The organism is Adlercreutzia sp. ZJ154, from assembly GCF_011039055.1.
Taxonomy (GTDB): Bacteria; Actinomycetota; Coriobacteriia; order Coriobacteriales; family Eggerthellaceae; genus Adlercreutzia_A.
Genome location: NZ_JAAKEF010000003.1, coordinates 103,307 through 124,120 on the forward strand (window position 1 = coordinate 103,307; position 20,814 = coordinate 124,120).

Genomic DNA, 20,814 nt, shown 5'->3' on the forward strand with positions numbered 1-20,814 from the left:
GTCTGTATCCTCTATAATCGAGATTGAAATGCTTCCGGTATGCAGAGCGGGGTGAATTGGTTATGGGTCTAGCAAATTATATTCTTATGAATAAAAACACGCCTGTGCTGGCGTTTGAGTACGATATGGAGCAGCATAAGGCTACGCGCATAACCAGAACCGAATGTTTAGAAGCGGCTCCGATAGGTATACATGATAGGCGTGGCGAAATAACCAAAAGTGAAATAAATTATTGGTGGGCTGCGCGTGCTATACCGGCCTCTCGCGCTCAGATAGATCGGTTATTGGAAAATTTAAATCTTGCAAGCACGCTAGTGCTTGCGGAGAAAAGTTTTGGCTTGTCGCTGTCGGATCGCTATTGGCTGAACAATGAAGACGATCCTAAAACTTGGGAAGAGATTAACTTTTTCGATAACGATTTTACTGACGATTTGGGCTTTCTAACCTTGGGGCAAGACTCGTCTGGGTCGTCTCCTGATGCGCCGGACTATGCAAGCATTAACTTATCTTCGCCGAACAGCACGCTAGGCGGCGATCTTCTGAAGAAATGGAAGATAGTTAACGGTAAGCGCATTTTGCTGAAAGCCGGTGTTGGCGCATTTAACCAAGAGCCTTACAACGAAGTTGCTGCAACGGAATTGCATTCGCGTCTAATGAATGCAGGTGAATATTTGCCGTATACGCTTTTTGAAGATGGGCGGCGCGTGTATTCAGCTTGCGAAAACATGCTAGAACCCGATGAAGAACTTATAGCTGCGTGGGATGTAATTCGCAATGTGAAACAGCCGAATAACCTGTCTGAACTGCAATTTTACGTTAAGCGTTGTGTCGATTTAGGGTTAGATGCGCACGAAGTTATGACGCAACTAGCCAAGATGTTTGTGTGTGATTATATATTGGCGAATCGCGATCGGCATTACCGCAATTTTGGAATAATTCGCAATGTTGAAACGCTGGAGGTTACGCGCTTGGCTCCGGTGTTCGATACCGGTTCTTGTTTGTGGTCTAATGTCGAACTATTGGAAGTCCCGGCAGATTTTCTGTACAAGGCAAAGCCCTTTAAGTATGGGGGCATGAAACCAATAGATCAGGTTCGTCTATTCGATGGCTATTTTGATTGGTTCACCTCCGATGCGCTAAACGGATACACTGATAGCTTGCATGAAATACTGTCTAAGAATCCTAATATTCCCGAGCGTCGCATAAAAACTGTTGTTGATGAAGTGGAAGAAAGAATAGGCGTTATCCGCCGCGTAATGCGATAGTTGCACCTGTCTGCGCTTACTTTCAATGTTACTAACTGTGTCTCTTTGTGAAGTTTTTATAAGTGCCGAGGAAGTGGAGCAAATTTTTGCACCAAACCCCGCATTGGAACAGCGCATCCCATATATAAAGCAATTAATCAATAAGCGCATAGAGCGCATTCTTGTTATATCTTCTTAAGAATTGCAGCTAAGTTGCGAAGTTGCCGCGCCCTGAAATGTTTGTTTTCACCGCAGGGTTTCGACTGCAATAGAAACAATCACCAAATTGCTTTACGGTTTCGACCATGTTCGAAACCATAGATTGGAGCAGTATGATTCGGTGCTCATCGTAAAAGATGCGCTTTTCACCGATGGTGCGAAAGCAGTGTTTGCTACGCATTGTTGAAACAGGCACATCTCGGACAAGCAAACGGAAAGCGGATTGACAGAAATGCGTAGCGAGAGAAATAAATTGACAAAAATGGTCAAAACTTCCGACTTTCCACGGTCGGATTGCCATATAGCTGGCTTGAATTGTGGAGAACACTGGGCAAACAGCATTTGGGGGTGCATCTATAGGCGCTATTTTGCGCTTTTCACAGTGGAAAGCTGGAAGTTTTGACCACTTTTCCGTAAAAAACTTTCTGCAAGCTTGTATTTGTATGTTATGTAATTAGTTCTTTGGGCTGCAAGCACTTAATCGTTCTTCAAACTAGGCGCAACCTTTTGCAGTTACTCTAGGAAGAATTGCAGTTGGGTTGTAGTTAAGTCGAGAAGTTGCTGAGAAGTTGCTTCGATGTTCGATTTGTGGAGAAAAGCAAGTATTGGCGAGTCGCGGGTTTGCGAATAGGTTAATGCGTGGTTTAATGCAATCTGTTCGATTGGCACTTTTAAGAAACAAGAGAGTGTTTTGTCAAAGATGGTTCTACGTAGTGCAAAAATACAGCAGATGCCTTCTGCAAGTGTTCCGGAGTGCATAACTGTTCCTTCTGCATTTATGGATGAATTCATTTTTGTCACCAGTCCTGCCGAGGCTTCCTCCCCAAACGGAAAAAAGATTGAGGGGGGGGGTTCACTGATTTAGGGTTTTTCCCGAAAGGGAACATAAACTCTAAGGAAACCCTTACGAAAACAGAATATGTTTCATCTAAGGATGCTGTATGCGGACATATGTACGGTATGGTTCCGCATGCGGCAAATTCCGCTTACCCACCCCAACCGTCCCGTGGGGTAGGGCAAAGCGGCGGCGCCCGGCACCAAATCGCAGGTTCTGTCCCTGCTAGCTTTTATGTGACAAAAAGTCTTAGCAATCCTGCTTATCCCGATGCTTATTTCCCTGAGGGCGCGCGCCGCTATCCTAAACACGGGGTGGTTCAATCATATACTACCGCAAATAAGCCCCCAGCAAAAAAGCGCCATGTCGCCTCAAATATCGTATTTTTAGTGTGCCTTGTATTGGTGTGCGCGGCTATTGTGGGGGCGAAAATATTTGCATCTGGTGGCACACCTATAAGTTTTGCAGGGTACTCAGCTGCAATAGTGGCATCTTCTTCAATGGAGAGCGTTTATCCTAAAGGCACGCTTGTCATAACACACACAACAGATCCAACAAGTCTTCGTGAAGGCGACGACATTACATATCTAACTGCAACAGGTACATCTATTACCCATCGCATAGTAGATGTTTACGCAGACGAAACCGACCCCACCAAACGAGTGTTTAGAACGCAGGGTGTTATGAATCAAACACCTGATGAAATACTAGTATCCCCTGAAAACATAGTGGGCAAAGTTGTGGCATCAAGCGCAATAGCCGGAGCAGTAATACAGCTTGTAAGGGAGTGGTGGATGGTTGGTGTTGGGTGGGTTATATCCGTCGCTCTATTAGTTTTTGCTATTTCTTGCATAACAGATAGAAAAGCTAAAACACGCAAAGATACATATCAGGCGTATATGCCTCTGAAGGGAGGTGGTGCAATTAGATAGCGAAGAAATTTAGGGGCGCACGCAAGGGCGGTGAAGATACCCCTGCGTGCAAAGTTAGACAAGTTTCTAGAGACTATATGAGAGAAAGGAGCTCTAAAAATGTCTTATACGACAGTAACAGAGCCTAAGCAAAAGAGGAAGGGAAAGAAGGCGCTAACAGCAGGTTTGTCTGTAACACTTGCACTTGCTATTGGTGTACCTGCTACCTTTGCTGCTGTGACAGGTGCATTAACGCCTAATAATGACTCAAACCCGCCGAGCGCAACAACGTCTTACACAGCCGCACGTTTACATGACGATTTTAATGGTTTTAAAGATGGACATGACAAAAATGTCTACTTTGAAAACTATGTAACAAGTAGTGATACGGTTACAGCAAACCCTGTATTGGTTCGTGCAAAGCTAACGCATGAATACAAAACTCAGGCTTCTGTATCAGATGCAGAACAAACTGTTATAGCGGCTGATACCGCACTTGCTCCTACTGCTAATAACCAGTATACATCCGGTGATATTGCAGTAACTCTAGGTGGTAGCGGCGAGTTCTACATGCCAACTTTTAACAAGAATATTAATAGTACCGACAACGATGTTAGAAGTTCAAAGAACCCATCTCCTAACTACACTGATTGGGCATTAGATCAAGCAGCGCAAGAAACAGAAATAGGTTATGATGGCGCCTCTTCTGCTGAAGCCGTTGAGCATAAGGCTAAAGCAATTCCTGCCAGCCAAGTATTCTCTTCAGTTACCGAGTGGACAACTGCTGGCTCTCCTGCAGCTTCTTGGGTGTATGACACAGATGGTTTCTACTACTGGGCAAGTGCTGTTCAGCCCGGAGAGGTAACTGGTCTTCTTATCAACGATGCTGCTGTAAATTCTACCAGCGGCTGGAACTACACCATCAATGTTCAGGGCACTTATGCAGACATCAACGAACCCTGTGTGAAAGATGGTAAATACTACTTTGACAAAGATGGCACAATGGAGATGTCTGAGGGTATCTACAACATGTTCGCTAAATCGCTCGGTCGAGTAAACGCAACCCAGAGCGCTGCGATTGCTGCTGCTGAAATTGGATCAGGCGAGGTTAATATCGATGACACCAAATTCACGATTATCGGTCGCAATGAAAAAACTCGTGAGGCTGTGCTTTTAACTTCGCAAGAGAATAAAGTTAGTGTAGATCAAGCAACTAAGCCTATAGAAGCCGGTGTATCTTTCGATAAAACATGGGTAAACACCTACATTAACAGCGCTGAAGCAGATGGCTGGCTTGCAAATAAGCCAACTATTGCCAGTTGTGCTGTAGCTAAAGACTATGCATTTAACATTTCAGGGAAAGCCGCAAATGCAGTTAATCAGAAAATTACTTTGCCTACTTTAGGAGATACTGTAACGAGTACGTTTAACACGTATAGAGTTGATGGTGTAAATGCTACATTCGATGCTTCTACCGGATTGAACATGACGCCCGAGATGGTGGCTAACGAGGCTCTTGTTCGTAATCTATGCTCTGGTTTTTCGGCTGATGATCGTATGCTAATTAGTACTTCTGCTTGGAATGGGAAGCAAGAAGCGGCTCCTCTTACAGTTATGGCTGCTGTTTATCTAGATGGATCTTCTGATAAGGCAAATTGGGAAAACTGTGAAAGCGCATCTTCTCTGTATGTGATGCCTATGTTTGTCATTCGGTACTAGAGTAATTCTGTCAATAACGACATAGTGTGCGATTTTATATTACAAAGTGAGTTTTGTGTTAGAAACAATCGCTGGGGTAGCGAATAGTTCAATTTTTATATCGCTACCTCACCACAATAACTTTTCTTAGACGAATAATTTAACTACCTATTCATTACTTACAGATTGATTAGTTAGTAAATATGGAAAGACAAAGGTAAGCGATGAAAGCTATAAAGGATATAAAAAGTATTGTAATTAAGTTCATAATGCTTTTGCTTGCAGTAATGCTGCTAGTGCCTTTTGTGGCATTTGCAGATACTGCAAAGTCAGGATGCATTCCTAATTCATCGCTTACTTACAGCGTGGTTAATAGTGGTAGTAATAAATGTACTTTAACTATATCCGGTACTGGCAATATGCCTAATATTCAGGGTTCAAGTTTTGAGGTGCAATGGTACAACGATATTGCTAATTCAAGTATTACTGACATTGTTGTAAGCGATGGTGTTACATCTATATCATCAAGCATTTTTAAGGACTGCACGAATCTAAATACCATTAAAGTGTCTGATTCTGTAACAAACATTGCAGACGATGCGTTTCCTCAGAATAGGCAATTTGAGATGTATGCCCATATGAATTCTTGTGCAGGTAGATATACTGAATCGCATCCCGATATACAATTAAAACTTGAGGAATTGCGTGTATTAAGGATAGGAAATAGTCACACATTCTTAAATATTGCATCTGATCAAGCGCTATGCAATAGCCTTAAGTCTGCCGGATTAGGCACAAACATAAAGATTGAACTTACAGGAAACTCAGCTGGTGCTCATGGGCTTTTTAAGACAAACGCATCTCGCCCTAGGTGTACGCAGATAAACCACATAACGGGTGTTAATGCTTGTGGAGCTAATTATGTTGCAGAACTACAAGCAAAAGATGTATGGGACGTAATTGTTGTGCAGGATTGGATGGAATCGGCTTCGCAGTGTACACCGGATGAGTTCAAGAATGGACTGCAGAGAGTTGTAGACCTTTTACATGATAGTTCTCGCCAACCGGGAGCCAAGATTGCATGGTTTGCTGATTGGGTTGATAAATGTAGTGCAAGCAAAAAATCCAATATGGGTATCGGTGCAAGAGATGGTTATTCGGGTACAGTGGATGAATGCTATACAAACTCTAAGGCGTGTGTTGAAGCGGTTGAACAGGCTGGAGTGGTAGATTTTGTTATACCCGGATGTACTGTAATACGCGATGCTGGGCAAACTTATTTAGGCAATGGTAACGATTTTGCATTTTTAAGCGACTCTACGCATGTTAATTCCAAAGGTAATTACTTAGTATCTGCCTGTATAGCGCAATCAATTCTTACTGAATATCAAGACATGCTTATATTGGCAGATGGTAGGGATTCATTTAGTGTGTCTGACACTTCCTATACTGGTGCGTTTTCTGCTGCAGATGCAGCGTGTGCTAATCGTATTGCAGAAGTATCTGTAAGCTATCCCAATCGTCTTACATATGCGCTTATTAATAGTATCCCTTACGATTCTCTTAGTGAGGCTATAAGTGCTGCACATCCGGGAGATACAGTTGAGATTCTAGGGCAGTGTAAAAGCGCAAGCGATATAAATATTCCGGTAGGTCTTACGCTCAAAATGTACAACGCTAGTGGAAGCCATGTACTTAACCTTACAAGTGGTGGCAAGATTACATCTTCTGGAATTACCGTTTTTGGTCCTACTTTTGTAATTGATGGCAAGAAATATAACGGCGATGAAGCTACATTTAATGGCGCAACAGGCGAGATTGAAGTTAGTGTTGTTGTAGAGTGTGCCACCACTTCTAACACCGATGGAAATACGAACACTATCACAGGCGCTCGTCTACATGACGATTTCTCAGGTTTTAAATCTGACGGAGATAAAAACGTATACTTCGAAAACTATGCATCGGATGATGGAGACAAAGAAGCGCAGCCTGTTCTTGTGCGCGTAAAACTTAGTCACGAGCTATCTACTAAGAGGTATTCCACAAGTCATACAGTACAAGATATAGAGCCAGACACACCGCTTGAATATAGAGCAGATGGTACATACGCAAAAGGTAAGGTAGACATAGCATTTGGCGGTAGTGGTGCCTACTATATGCCAACTTTTAACAAGAACCTGCAAAGTAGCGCAAACGATGTACGTGGAACATATGAGCAAGCGTTCGTTGACTATGCATCTTGGAAAGCGGGAGATAAGCTGCGTGCTAAAGAGGCACTCTATGACGGCACGGAAGGTATGTGGGTTGAACATAGTGCCCGCGCCATTCCTGAGTCTTCTGTAATGACTATTTCCGATTATAAAAAGGCATGTGAGAGTGGTAGCGCTCCGACCAATGTGTGGGTATATGACAAGGATGGCTATTACTACTGGGCAGCGCTGCTTCAACCAGAAGAAGTAACTGGACTTCTTATCGACAGTGCACATGTGAGCTATTCAGGTGGCTGGGATTACAACTTGGATGTAGAGGGCGCATGGGCAGAGGTAGATGAACCCTGTATAGGCGCGGATGGCAATTACTACTTTGACGAGCAAGCCACTATGCCGTGCTCAAAAGATATATATGACATGCTGAAATCCCTTACAGAGGATGTCTAGGGCATTATCTAGGGCATTAAGTACCTTCAATCCAACACGGTTAAAGACGATGCAGAAAAGGATGAGAGACATGCGTACCAACCGCATTAAAAACAAACAGACACACACTTTCTTCAAGACAAAAACACTGGTTGTAAGTGCGGTGTGTCTTGTTGTGTCGCTTTGCTTAATGGTGCCTTCAACCTTATCTGCAACGCGCCTAGATGTGGTTAATAACCGCGATGTTGTGCAAGCCCCTGATGCGCCGGTTGCGCCTGTAATTCCGTCTGACGTAACAGGCGGACTTCTAATGCATACTGAACTTATCAATACGGAAGGCGCGCAGGTGCACATAAAAGATGAGGGAGATATTGAGCGCACGTATACATACTCCATCAAATTTGAACTTGATAGCGCGCCTGAAGGTTACATATATGATAAAGCTAGTTTCATTCCAGATATATATGTGCGAGATGATAGCGACAAAGATGTGGTTGAGCAGAATGCCGCCAGAAGTGTTGAAGCGGTTGCATCTGAGGTTCGTTCGCTTCCTTGTGTTAGTGAACCACTAGAGGATGAACAACAGACAAAGCAGGATGAAACATCCGAAAATGACACGGCTGATAAGGCAGAATCTTCTTCGGTGGATGCAGCTTCTGCGCCTGACAGCTCTTCCGAGAGATCTTCTGCTAGCGCCTCTGGCAGCTCATCTTCTGATAGTTTGTCCGCTGATTCGTCTGCTGCTTCACCCTCTGCTGCTAGCTCGTCTTCTGGCACATCTTCTGCTGCAGCTAGTGAACAAGAGCCAAAAACAAACAAGTCGCTTCCCGTATCTAGGGCAGCAGAAGAAGATATCCCGCTAGGCTCTTCTTACAGCACAGAGCCCGCGTATAGCTCTAGTGCAAACACAGTAGAGCTTATGGTGTATCTGCGCTGTGGCGACTATGCACACTTTCCGAGTCTTCCAAGTGGCATTACATATTCGGTCATACAGCACCTTACAGATGGTAGTGATACATCTGACAGAGCCTTGCACATAACAGAAAACCAAGTAAGTGGATATAGTGGCATCTTTGAAGGCGTAATACCTGAAGGTGAATCTGTTGCCCTGTATCTGCCTTTCCAAAATTTGATACTTACAAGCGAGGAAGCAGAGACGCATACTACGGGCAAGATTTCTATAACAAACATGCTTTGCGCCCAGCGCGACTACTCTGATGACACTTCACTTCCCAAGTTTGCAAAAGATGCGCTTTTTCCGTATGTCATACATATTGATACGTCAGACGATGCGCGCACCTACGCCTTAAAGGTTAAAGACTTAGCAGGTACTGTGCTTGAATGCGAAGTGCGCATTGCAGATGATGGCACTTTGCGTGCCGCAAACGGTACAACTGCAGGAGATGTGGACGGCGCACATCTTACAGAAGACGGAGTGCTTTACCTAGCGCCCGATCAAAGTGCCACCATAGAGGGTATAGATGCACAAAGTACATGGCTTGCATCTGTAATAGATCCAATGCATGAGAGCGTGAAAGCGGATAGGGCTTCATCTATTTCATGCACAGTATCTCCTGATATAGAAACAGAGAAATCAAAAGCCATGTATCCTGCGTTTAATCACACGCTGCATCTCACGCAAGTGGAATACAGTGTGAAGTGGGAAGGTAGCTCAGATAAAGACACTTCGCCTCTTCGTGTGTCTCTTTCTAAACAAGCGGGCGAAGATGAAATGGATTTTGTGGAAGTAAATGCAGGAGAAAGCACGCAAGATGCTTTCATAGAGCTTCCTAAATACAATGCTGGCGCTAAAAGTATCTATTCGTATGCCATAGCAGATACACCTGAACATGTTGGAGATTATGTATTAGAGAGCAGAGTAGACACGCGCGATACAGATACTGGTGCTCTAAAGCGTGCAGATATAGTTTATAAGCTTGCATCTAATGCGCCCGCCGATCCAACAAAGCCAAGCGATAATGAACCCGGAGGTGTTGAGCCCACAAGTCCTACCAAGCCTAACACTAATACCGTTACGAAATATGTGCGTGTGCCTACTAAGCTTCCTGCGCAAAACGTATTAGCTGCGGGCACTTCTCTGGCTAAAACGGGAGATAATCCTATGAACGCAGCCTTGCTTATAACGGGTATTGTTATGGCGCTTGTGTCTGCGGTAACTCTTGCGGCATCAATTGTTTGCATGCGTCGTCGAAAAGCAAACAAGACAGATACAGCATCACGCAGGGCGTAAACTCACAATATGGGGGTGCAAGGAACGCATATTCCTTGCGCCTCCTTCTAAAAACAAGCAATATTTATGTAATAAACTGCAGATGCTGTATCCTGTCTTGTAATGCGCTATTTACAGTTTGCGTCTCCTAATATGCCGTTAAATGTAAAATCAATCGAAAATGCATAGAATGTTCGATGTTCGCGAAGTCTGAATGCTGCTATGATGGCATAGACAAACGAAGCGCCGCATTCGCATTCAAAACACAACATGGCGCATTAATCATAGAACCGAGGCGCAAGATATGGCATTCGTGCATTTGCACAATCATACTGAATACTCTCTTTTGGACGGAATAACCCATGTTAAAGACATGGTTCGTCGCGCAGCTGACTTAGGTATGCCTGCAGTAGCAATAACCGACCATGGTGTTATGAGCGGTGTGGTGGAACTGTGCGATGCCTGTGCAGCTGTAAAGGCGGAAACTGGTAAAACTGTAAAGCCAATCTATGGTTGCGAGGTTTATTTTACGACCGATAGCGAACTTAGAACCGATGTTAAACCTAGGCTTTATCACCTGTTGTTGTTGGCGAAGACTACGCAGGGTTATCACAACTTGCTAAAGCTTGTTAGCGAAAGCCATGTTGATAATTTCTACTACAAGCCGCGTACCACGCTAGAGCAATTGCAGAAATACGGTAGCGGAATAATAGGTGCGTCGGCATGCATCGCGGGCATTGTTCCGCGCATGATAGACGCAGGGCAATTTAATGAAGCTGTACAGTGGGCACGAACGCTGGCTGCATGTTTTGACGAGGGCGACTTTTATATAGAGCTGCAAAACCAAGGGCTTACCACCGACGGTGGTCTTACGCAGACGCAGCTAAATCATCAGCTGGTGAAAGTGGCGCAAGAAGTTGGTTTGAAAACTATCGCCACGAACGACTTTCATTATTTGCTTCAGGAAGACGCTACCGCGCAAGATCTTATGCTATGCATAGGTACGGGCGCTTCTGTGAACGATGTTAAGCGGATGAAGTTTGAAAACGATCAGTTCTACATGAAAACTGAGGAAGAAATGCGAGCCGTTATGGCTGATTTCCCGGAAGCGTGTGATAACACGGTAGAACTGGCGGCGAAGTGCAACGTTGAACTTGAGCGCGACAGTATCTTGCCTAAATTTCCTCTACCCGAAGGCGAAACGGAGGAAAGCTATTTTCGCAAGCAGGTACAAGCGGGCCTTGAGCGCCGCTATGGAGCGCCGGTGCCTCCCGAGGCGCAAGAGCGCGCCGACTACGAGATGAGCATTATTATCCAGCAGGGTTTTCCGGCATACTTTCTTATTGTTCAGGAATATATAGAGTGGGCGCGCAGTCAGGGTATTGGAGTTGGTCCCGGACGTGGGTCTGCTGCAGGCGCTATTGTGTCTTACGCCATGGGAATTACCGATCTTGACCCGCTGACTAACGGCTTGCTGTTCGAACGCTTTTTGTCACCCGAGCGCGTGGAAATGCCCGATATTGATGTCGATTTCGACGATGAACGGCGCGGTGAAGTTATTGAGCACATAAAGCAGGTTTATGGCGAAGATCATGTAGCGGGCGTTATTACATTTGGTACGTTGCAGGCGCGAAATGCTGTGCGCGATGCTGCGCGTGTACTGGGCTTCGATTATGGTTCGGGCGATCGCATATCGAAGATGATTCCAGATGAGTTGGGTATAAGTATTAAAGATGCTATTGCCAAAAACCCCGACCTAAAAACTGCTTATGAAACCGATGAAGTGGCGAAGAAAATTCTGGATGGAGCTTTGTCAATTGAGGGGCATGTGCGCGGTGAAGGCGTGCATGCTTGCGCCACAATTATTTGCCGCGATCCTATGAGCGACCATGTACCTATGAAACGCGACACTAAGGGTGGCGGCATAATTACCCAATACGATGGGCACTACACCCCCGAACTTGGTCTTTTGAAGATGGACTTTTTGGGGTTGCGCACGCTGGGTGTGTTGTCGCGCGCGTGCCGCAACATAGAGGCTCGCACCGGTGAAAAAATAATTCCTGAAGAAATACCGACCGACGATGAGGCTGCATTTGAACTTATGCGCTCGGGCAATATGGATGGCTTGTTCCAAGTTGAAAGTGCGCTTTATGTAAGCCTGTTCAAGCGTCTGCCCCCGCGACGCTTCTCCGATATTGTGGCTTCAATCGCGTTGAACCGTCCGGGTCCGCTAGAGTCGGGCATGGTGGACGACTATGTAAAAGTTGCATCGGGCAAAACGCAAATTCACTATTACGACGAGCGCCTGCGTCCTATTTTGGAAGAAACATATGGCACCATGGTCTATCAAGAGCAGATCATGCAGATTTCTATGGCGATGAGTGGCTTTTCAGCTGGAAAGGCTGACAAGTTGCGCAAGGCTATGGGCAAGAAAAAGCTCGACGTTATGAAAGAGCTTCAGGAAGACTGGAATAATGGCGCGGTAGAAAACGGTTTTCCGCTTGAAATTGCCAAGCAAATTTGGAACGATGCCGAGAAATTCGCTAAGTACGCTTTTAATAAATCGCACTCAGCGGCATATGCGATTCTTGTTATGCGCACAGCGTTTTTGAAAGCGCATTACCCTAACGATTACATGGCGGCTGTTCTTTCTAGCTACATGGGCAAAACCGATAGGCTGATACGCTATATTGCCAGCTGCAAGCATAGTGGCATAGCGGTTTTGCCGCCTGATGTAAATTCATCGAATGCTGAATTTACGCCGGTTGAGGGTGGTATTCGTTTTGGTTTGGTCGGCGTGCGCGGTGTTGGACGCAATGTAGCGGAAGAAATTATTGCCGAGCGCGAGCGCAATGGAGCATTTAGCAGTTTGCACGATTTTGTGAATCGCGTTGACTATAAGTGCTGGAATCGCAAAACGCTTGAAGCTTTAATAATGGGTGGTGCGTTCGACTCTACGGGTTATACGCGCAAACAGTTGATACATTTCGTAGACGAAACTTCGCTGCTTGATGATGTTGCGCGCCGTCAGCGCGATAACGATCGCGGACAAGTTTCCATGTTCGACATGTTTGGCGACATAGAAGACTCGGGCTTCAAAGAAGAAGTACCCGCACCCGATGGCGTGGAGTGGCCGCTGCGCTTGAAGCTAAAGAACGAGAAAGACACCATGGGCATTTACGTGTCGGGGCATCCTCTTGATCCGTATGAAGATGCTATAGCTCTCATGTCGCGCTGCAGTTTGGGCGATTTAGCCGAGACGAAGCATGATGTAAAAATATCGAACTATGTGGGGCTTATCTCCGGTGTTAATGTGCGTCTAACGAAGCGCGGTACGAAGATGGCAACATTTACGCTAGAGGATACGACTGGTTGGGTAGAGTGCATCACCTTCGATTTTGAGAAATTCCAAGATGCCGTAGTGGAAGATTCAATAGTGCGCGTGCGTGGCAAGTTTGAAGCAAACGATCGCGGCAACCAAATTTTGGCGAACGAAATAGAGGCTATACAACTAGAAGGCAAGGAAGGCAGTCGCGCCCCCGAGCATTTAGAGCTGCGTTTGCGTGCTGGTGAATTTGACGCTAATCGCTCACAAAGATTGAACCGTATTCTGCGGCAATTCCCCGGGCGCGATGGCGTGTGCATTCTTATAACGCAATCCGATGGGCATAATTTCCGCGCGGAATTGCCTATAACGGTAGATGCTCGTTCTCCAATAATGCGCAACGAGCTAAATCAACTATTCGGCAGGGCTGTTTAGGGTAAAACCGGAAAGGCTGCGCTAAGAAGCTGCGCAGCCTTCACTTCACCTTTCCGACTTTATGCGCCGAATGCATTTCTTAATCGCATAAAATGTAGTCATGGATGATATGACTACATATTCGGTGCTGGTGGCTTATAACGGGGCGGCGTTTAGCGGGTTTGCGCGCCAGCCCGGGCAGCTTACTGTGCAGGGCGAACTGGAACATGCGCTCCAGCTAATTTTTCGCCGGCAAGTTGAAACCGTGTGTGCAGGTCGTACCGATGCGGGCGTTCATGCGCTTGGGCAGGTGGTCAGTTTTCAGGCTGCGGAAAACGAAATGCAGCAGCGCGGCAGCAGAGCGTTTTTGCGATCGATGAACGCGCTTTCACACGACGATATATCGGTGCGAGATGTGCAGCTGCGCCCACGTGGGTTTTCAGCGCGCTTCGATGCGAAATATCGCGAATATCGCTATTACATATGCCAGCAGGATACGCCGCCTGTTTTTGCAGCCAATTTCAGCTGGCATGTTTCGCAGGCGCTGAACGTGCAAGCAATGCAACAGGCTGCACAATATTTAATTGGAGAGCACGATTTCAAAAGTTTCTGTATGGCTGCATCTGCTGAAGGCAAGCCTACGCATCGCAACGTGCATGAAATTTCGTTTTCGCAAGATTTTATATTGGGCGAAAACATGCTTGTGGTGAAGGTTGTAGGCAATGCTTTTCTGCATTCTATGGTGCGGGCTATTGTTGGGTCGCTTGTGCTTGTGGGGCGCGGCAAGCGTGAACCTAATTGGATGACAGATGTGCTTGCTGCGCGAAATCGCCAAGCTGCTGGTGAAAATGCCCCCGGTAAGGGTCTTTTTCTGTGGCATGTCGAATATTGAAATCATGAGCAAAACGAAGCGCAAATACATTAAATATGCCGATGTGGCTAGCGCCGTTAATGGCGATGCGGAAAAGCCCGAAAGAGTACCGCCCGCGCATGTGCCATCGCGTTTTTCTTGTCTATATGAAGGCGATGGGCGGCTGTGCTTGTTTGAAACGCATGATGGGCATCTTGTTTCCGTGGATGCTTCACGTCTTGTTTAATTTAACGTAGTAATTACCTCTACTCATACTGTATGACACATTTAATGCTTTGGATTCGGTTTCAGTTGTTCGAGCGGATATAATCGTGCGAAACAGAATCGGAGGATAGAACAATGGGTCAGACAACAAATGCGCCCGTGAAATCCAACGGTCATGATGGAGCAGCGTCTAGTGGCAGGTCATCGTGGTCTGGAAAATGGGGCTTTATTTTGGCGGCTGCAGCATCTGCAGTTGGCTTGGGAAACTTGTGGCGATTTCCGTATCTTGCTGCTAAGTATGGCGGCGGTGCGTTTCTGCTTGTATACATACTGCTAGTTATTACGTTTGGTTTCGCCCTAATGATGGCGGAGTCTGCGCTCGGCAGAAAAACCGGTCAATCAGCCATAGGTGCTTTCCGCGCATTCGGCAAGAAATACATGATAATTGGGATACTGGCTAGTGCGGTGCCGTTCATAATTACCCCGTACTATGCGCTTATCGGCGGCTGGGTTACGAAATACATGTTTTCTTACCTGTTCACGCCTTCCTCTGTTATAGCCGATGATGGATACTTTACGGGCTTCATTCTTCAAAACCCTGAAACTTACGCTTGGATGATTGCATTTATCCTAATGGTGGTTGCGGTTGCGGCATTGGGCGTGAAGCGCGGCATCGAGCGTGTGAGTAAAGTGCTTATGGTGGCGCTTATCATCATGGCGATAGCAATTTCTGCTTTCTCGCTTACATTGCCGGGCGCGCTTGATGGTCTTGCGTATTATCTAATTCCCGACTTTTCAAAATTTAGCGTGGAACTTGTGGTGGCGGCTATGGGGCAGATGTTTTTTAGTTTGTCGCTAGCTATGGGAATTATGATTACCTACGGTTCCTACTTTTCAAAAAAAGAAGACTTGGAGCATTCGGTGCGCCGTATTGAGATTTTTGATACCGGCATAGCTATTCTTGCTGGCATGATGATAATTCCGGCAGCTGTAGCGGTTCAAGGCGGCGCTGATGCGGTTGCGGCAAAAGCGGGTCCGGGGCTAATGTTTGGCGTGCTTCCGCAGGTGTTTAACGGGTTTAATTTTGCAGGCGACATAATGGGAAACATTGTAGGTTTCGCCTTTTTTGCACTTGTGTTTTTTGCGGCGCTGACCAGCTGCATCTCGCTTTTCGAAACGCTTGTTTCTATTGTGGACGATGCGACAGGTCGTGGTCGCGCATTTTCAATTGCTGTTTGCGCAGCGTTTGTTACCGTGGTAGGCGTAATTGTGAATATGGGCTACGACAATATGCTGTCGGTCGATTTGATGTATACATTATTCGGCATAGGTGAATACCAAGATTCGCAATTGCTCGATTTCTTCGATTTCCTGTCGAACACTATTATGATGCCTATTGTGGCGCTGCTTACTTGCATTTTTATCGGCTGGATAATAAAGCCGAAAGTCATAGTTGACGAAGTGAAGCAGTCGAGTAAATTTAACGGCGAGAAGTTGTTTGTGGTTATGATTAAATATATTGCGCCAATTTTCGTTGTAGTAATTTTGGTTGCTTACATATTGAATACTATGCATGTTATTACGCTTTAGTTAGGAGTTTCATGTCTCTCTCAATTGGTATAGTTGGTCTGCCAAATGTAGGGAAATCTACGTTGTTTACGGCGCTTACAAATAAAGGTGGGCTGGCTGCGAATTATCCGTTTGCAACAATAGAGCCTAATGTTGGTGTGGTGCCGGTGCCCGATGCGCGTCTTGATGCGCTGGCTAAAATTGACAACCCTGCAAAAATTGTGCCCGCTACGGTGGAGTTTGTAGACATTGCGGGTCTTGTGGCTGGTGCTAGCCAAGGGGAAGGGCTTGGCAATCAGTTTTTGGCAAATATTCGCGAAACCGATGCAATTTGTGAGGTTGTGCGCTTCTTCACCGATCCGGATGTAGTGCATGTGGCTGGGCGTGTGGATGCGCTTTCCGATGTGGAGACGATTAAAACCGAGCTGATTTTGGCTGACATAGCTACTGTGGAAAAGGCGCTTCCGCGTTTAGAGAAAGAAGCTAAGAGGGATAAGGCTGCCGTTGCGCAGTTTGAGGTAGCAAAGAAAGTGCTTGCTGGGTTAAACGATGGACACAGAGCCCGCACGCTTGACCTAACTGAAGACGAACAGGCAGCACTTTATGGGCTTCATTTACTAACCATGAAACCAATGTTATACATTGCAAATGTTGATGAAGATCAGTTAGATGCCGATCTGCCCGAGATAGATGGACTAGATCCTGTGCCTATCAGCGCGAAGGTCGAGGCTGATTTGGCAGAGCTTGATCCGGCTGAAGCTGCTGAATATTTGGAAGCTATGGGGCTTTCCGAAAGCGGTTTGGCGCGGCTTGTTCGTGAAGCGTATGCGCTGCTTGGGTTGCAATCGTTCTTTACTAGCGGCGAAACCGAGAGTAGGGCTTGGACTGTGCCGGTAGGGGCAAAGGCTCCGCAAGCTGCAGGCGTTATTCATAGCGATTTTGAACGCGGATTCATCAAAGCCGAAACAGCTAGCTTTGAAGATTATGTTGCCAATGGTGGCGAAAAAGGATGCCGCGAAGCCGGCAAGTTGCGACAAGAGGGCAAAGACTACATAGTCCAAGATGGCGATGTGATGCATTTCAAGTTTAATGTTTAGTTGCATTTTGGTTATTTTATCGATTTTACTAGGCTGAGGATTATTTCAAGTTCATTAATCGGGGTGCCAATGGCATGCTTTTAGAGTGCTTTGCGTTATTATGGTTCGAGTTGTTTTTCGACCAGTTCACGTGCTGGAAGGCGAGATTCTATGACGCAACATCTTACTGAAGCCGATGTACGCGGCATTGCTGAGTACGCGCGCATAGGCATGACGGAGGACGAAGTGGTGCAGATGACGGTAGATTTGAACTCCATCATCGACGGCTTGGCTCCAATAACTGAATACGATTTAACCGGTGTGCCGCCAACATTTCACCCCATAGGGGCGCTTGCAAATGTGATGCGTGAAGACACCGAGCGATCAAGCTTTACGCAGGAAGAATCATTGCAGAATGCGCCTAAGCAACAAGACGGATGCTTTCTTATTCCGTCGGTTCTAGGGGACGGAGGCGATCGCTAATGGCTGCAAAAACCGCTTTTGGAGCTATGGGTGTTCGCGATTTACAGGCTGGGCTTGCTGCTAAGGAATTTACAGCTGCTGAAATTGCCAGCGCAACCATAGACCGCATACAGCAATCAGACAAGCAAATGCACGCTTTCTTAGAACTTACAGCCGACATGGCAGCAAGCGCCGCTAAAAAAGTTGACAGCGCCATAGCCAGCGGAAAGTTTGATGAAGTCGGCGCGCTTGCAGGCATTCCGGTGGGCTTTAAAGACAACATGAATTTGCTGGGGACGCATACAACATGCTCTTCAAACATGTTGGCAAACTATGTATCGCCATATACAGCTACTTGTGTTGAATATACTCTAAACGCTGGTGCCCTACCTGTCGGTAAACTGAATATGGACGAGTTTGCTTTCGGCAGTTCAACCGAGACAAGCGCATTTGGTCCCACGCTAAATCCTTGGGATTTCCAGCGCGTTCCGGGTGGCAGCTCGGGCGGAAGTGCTGCTGCTGTAGCGGCGGGGCTTGTGCCTGTGGCGCTTGGATCAGACACGGGTGGTTCAATCCGCCAGCCTGCAAGTTTTTGCGGAATTGTGGGCGTAAAACCAACATATGGCGTTGTTTCGCGCTATGGCGTGGTGGCTTTTGGTAGCAGCCTAGATCAGGTTGGTCCATTTGCTCGCAGCGTGGAAGATGCCGCTTTGGCGCTGAACGCCATATCCGGTTTCGATGAACACGATTGCACCAGTCAATGTGTCGATGTAGATTTCACGGCAAATCTTGCCGAGGGTATAAAGGGCATGCGCATCGGTATAGTGCCCGAATTTATGGAAGCTGAAGGGCTTACAGATGAAGTGCGCAGCCGCATAACAGAGGCTGCACAAAAACTAGCTGGCTTAGGTGCCGAGCTGGTAGAAATAGAGCTCGAACACGCAAAAGCGGCAATGAGCGCTTACTATGTGCTGGGTCCTTGCGAAGCGTTTAGCAATCTGGCGCGTTTCGATTCGGTGCGCTACGGTTACTGCGATCCGGGTCATACTGACTTAGATACACAATACGAAACTAGTCGCTCTAAAGGCTTTGGTCCCGAGGCGCGCCGTCGCATAATGCTTGGCAGTTACCTGCTATCTTCTGGTGTGTATGACACTTATTATTATCCGGCGCAGCAAGTGCGCACCCTTATCACGCAAGACTACGAGCACGCTTTCCAAAAAGTCGATTGCATTCTTAGTCCGGTTAGCCCGCGCACGGCGTTCAAATTTGGCGAAATAGGCGATCCGGCGCAAATGTATTTATCAGATATGTTTACCATTTCTATAAACATAGCGGGCAACGGTGGAATGTCGGTGCCTGTGGGGTTGGGGTCGCAAACGAACCTACCCATAGGTGCGCAACTTATATCCCCTGCGTTCAAAGACGTGAACATGTTCCGTGTAGCTGCAGCGCTAGAGTCGATTTACGGCAAAGCGACCATTGCTCCTGCGTTCGCTGAAAAGGCGGGTGAATAAGATGCGGAAATTGGAAGACATTCTAAAAACATGGGAACCCGTTATAGGTCTTGAAATTCACGCCGAGCTTACCACGCTGAATACTAAGATGTTCTGCGGGTGCAAACTTGAATTTGGTGCGCCGCCTAATACGCATACATGTCCGGTATGCTTGGGTTTGCCGGGTGCGTTGCCTGTGCCAAACAAGGCGGCTATAGAAAGCATTGTGCTGGCGGGTCTTGCAACTAATTGCGATATAGAAAAGCATTCTATGTTCTATCGCAAAAATTACATGTACCCTGACATGGCGAAAAACTTTCAGACCACGCAAGGTCCGGTGGCGTTTTGTATGCGCGGGCATTTAGATTTAGATGTAGATGGCGTAAATGCAAACGAGCGCTATGGTATTTCAGATATGAAGCCGGGCGATGTGCGGGGCAACATAACTCGCACAGAAGATGGATATGTGGCGCATGTGGGCATAACGCGCATACATATGGAAGAAGATGCGGGCAAGATGGTTCATATCGGTGGTGGTGAAGGTCGTATAGCGGGTGCCACTCATTCACTGGTTGACTACAACCGTGCCGGCACTCCGCTAATCGAGCTAGTTACCGAGCCCGATCTTCGAACGCCTGAAGAAGCGCGCCTTTTTATGCAAAAGCTGCGCCAAATTTATCTGGCTATTGGTATATCTGACTGCAGTATGGAAGAGGGCAGTTTGCGCTGCGACGGCAATGTAAGTCTGCGTCGCCGCGGAACTAAAGAGCTAGGCACAAAAACCGAGCTTAAAAATATGAATTCCTTTAAGAATCTGCACGATGGACTTATGTATGAAATATGTCGTCAGGCTGAGGTGTTAGAGGAAGGCGGCGTAATATATCAAGAAACGCGCCATTGGGATCCTACTGCCAAGCGCACCATTGTTATGCGTGTGAAAGAATCGGCTGACGATTATCGTCTGTTCCCCGAACCCGATTTAGCACCATACGATTTATCGGATGAATTTATAGAATGCGTTCGCGCAAAACTTCCCGAACTACCCGACGATAAGGCGAAGCGCTTTGAGGAATCGTTCGGGCTTTCCGCATACGATGCTAGGCATTTGGTAGAGCACCGTTCTATATCGCAATTCTTCGAGAAATGTATGGCTGAGGTAGAGCAGGCAGGTGGCAAGAATGCTGAAAAGCTTGCGAAGCCACTAGCGAATTTGGCGATTAACGATGTGGCGGCATGGCTAAATGCCAATACGGGTGCCTCGTTGGATGCCTCTGCGCTAACGCCTAAGCGTGCTGTGCAGCTGGTGCATCTTATTGCGGATGGCACTATATCGTCTAAGCAGGGAAAGGAGGTATTTGCGGCGGTTATCGATGAAGATGCCGACCCGAAAGATATAGTCGAGGCGCGCGGTATGCAGCAAGTAAGCGATGCTGGCGCTATAGAAGCCGTAATAGATGCGGTTTTGGGTGAAAACCCCGACAAAGTAGAGCAATACAAAGGTGGCAAAACAGGTTTGATAGGTTTTTTTGTAGGTCAGTGCATGAAGCGTATGCAGGGTAAGGGAAATCCGCAAATGATAAACGAGCTTCTGACACAAAAGCTTGATGCGTAAGACTTACAGCGC

14 protein-coding genes are annotated in these 20,814 nt (G+C 46.6%); 13 read left to right on the plus strand and 1 reads right to left on the minus strand.

What is annotated here, in order from left to right; translation table 11 throughout:
• Window positions 1–62 precede the first annotated feature (62 nt).
• Complete coding sequence (locus tag G7Y37_RS02505) at window positions 63–1,265, plus strand: hypothetical protein (protein ID WP_165061295.1); 1,203 nt, start codon at window positions 63–65, stop codon at window positions 1,263–1,265.
• 711 nt (window positions 1,266–1,976) lie between these two features.
• Here the strand turns inward: G7Y37_RS02505 and G7Y37_RS02510 are convergent.
• Window positions 1,977–2,222, minus strand: coding sequence for a hypothetical protein (locus G7Y37_RS02510; RefSeq protein ID WP_165061298.1), 246 nt, complete (start codon window positions 2,220–2,222; stop codon window positions 1,977–1,979).
• A 312-nt stretch (window positions 2,223–2,534) separates the two neighbouring features.
• On the opposite strand from G7Y37_RS02510, the gene G7Y37_RS02515 reads away from it, so the two are divergent.
• The 12 genes from G7Y37_RS02515 to gatB all read left to right on the plus strand — a co-directional run bounded on the left by G7Y37_RS02515 (window position 2,535) and on the right by gatB (window position 20,802).
• Window positions 2,535–3,230 carry a signal peptidase I gene (locus G7Y37_RS02515; protein WP_165061301.1) on the plus strand — a complete coding sequence of 232 codons (696 nt, stop codon included), beginning with the start codon at window positions 2,535–2,537 and terminating at the stop codon, window positions 3,228–3,230.
• A gap of 99 nt (window positions 3,231–3,329) precedes the next feature.
• Window positions 3,330–4,928 carry a hypothetical protein gene (locus G7Y37_RS02520; protein WP_165061304.1) on the plus strand — a complete coding sequence of 533 codons (1,599 nt, stop codon included), beginning with the start codon at window positions 3,330–3,332 and terminating at the stop codon, window positions 4,926–4,928.
• Window positions 4,929–5,131: 203 nt separating this feature from the next.
• A complete protein-coding gene (locus G7Y37_RS02525) occupies window positions 5,132–7,564 on the plus strand; it encodes a DUF4886 domain-containing protein (protein ID WP_165061307.1) in 2,433 nt (810 codons plus the stop codon).
• Window positions 7,565–7,625: 61 nt separating this feature from the next.
• A complete protein-coding gene (locus G7Y37_RS02530) occupies window positions 7,626–9,794 on the plus strand; it encodes a hypothetical protein (RefSeq protein ID WP_165061311.1) in 2,169 nt (722 codons plus the stop codon).
• Between the two features lie 283 nt (window positions 9,795–10,077).
• Window positions 10,078–13,533 carry a DNA polymerase III subunit alpha gene (dnaE, locus tag G7Y37_RS02535; RefSeq protein ID WP_165061315.1) on the plus strand — a complete coding sequence of 1,152 codons (3,456 nt, stop codon included), beginning with the start codon at window positions 10,078–10,080 and terminating at the stop codon, window positions 13,531–13,533.
• Window positions 13,534–13,642: 109 nt separating this feature from the next.
• Window positions 13,643–14,404 (plus strand): tRNA pseudouridine(38-40) synthase TruA, encoded by a 762-nt coding sequence (truA, locus tag G7Y37_RS02540; RefSeq protein WP_165061318.1) that lies wholly within the window; start codon window positions 13,643–13,645, stop codon window positions 14,402–14,404.
• On the plus strand, window positions 14,391–14,609 hold the full coding sequence (locus G7Y37_RS02545; RefSeq protein ID WP_165061322.1) for a hypothetical protein: 219 nt from the start codon (window positions 14,391–14,393) through the stop codon (window positions 14,607–14,609). Before truA ends, G7Y37_RS02545 begins: the two co-directional genes overlap by 14 nt.
• A 113-nt stretch (window positions 14,610–14,722) precedes the next feature.
• Window positions 14,723–16,177: a sodium-dependent transporter gene (locus tag G7Y37_RS02550; RefSeq protein ID WP_165061325.1), complete on the plus strand. Its 1,455-nt coding sequence runs from the start codon at window positions 14,723–14,725 to the stop codon at window positions 16,175–16,177.
• An 11-nt stretch (window positions 16,178–16,188) separates the two neighbouring features.
• Window positions 16,189–17,253 carry a redox-regulated ATPase YchF gene (gene ychF, locus G7Y37_RS02555; RefSeq protein WP_165061328.1) on the plus strand — a complete coding sequence of 355 codons (1,065 nt, stop codon included), beginning with the start codon at window positions 16,189–16,191 and terminating at the stop codon, window positions 17,251–17,253.
• A gap of 150 nt (window positions 17,254–17,403) precedes the next feature.
• Window positions 17,404–17,715, plus strand: coding sequence for an Asp-tRNA(Asn)/Glu-tRNA(Gln) amidotransferase subunit GatC (gatC, locus tag G7Y37_RS02560; protein ID WP_165061331.1), 312 nt, complete (start codon window positions 17,404–17,406; stop codon window positions 17,713–17,715).
• Entirely contained in the window at window positions 17,715–19,211 is a 1,497-nt protein-coding gene (gatA, locus tag G7Y37_RS02565) for an Asp-tRNA(Asn)/Glu-tRNA(Gln) amidotransferase subunit GatA (protein ID WP_165061333.1), read from the plus strand. Before gatC ends, gatA begins: the two co-directional genes overlap by 1 nt.
• Before the next feature lies 1 nt (window position 19,212).
• Window positions 19,213–20,802 carry an Asp-tRNA(Asn)/Glu-tRNA(Gln) amidotransferase subunit GatB gene (gatB, locus tag G7Y37_RS02570; protein WP_165061335.1) on the plus strand — a complete coding sequence of 530 codons (1,590 nt, stop codon included), beginning with the start codon at window positions 19,213–19,215 and terminating at the stop codon, window positions 20,800–20,802.
• Window positions 20,803–20,814 lie beyond the last annotated feature (12 nt).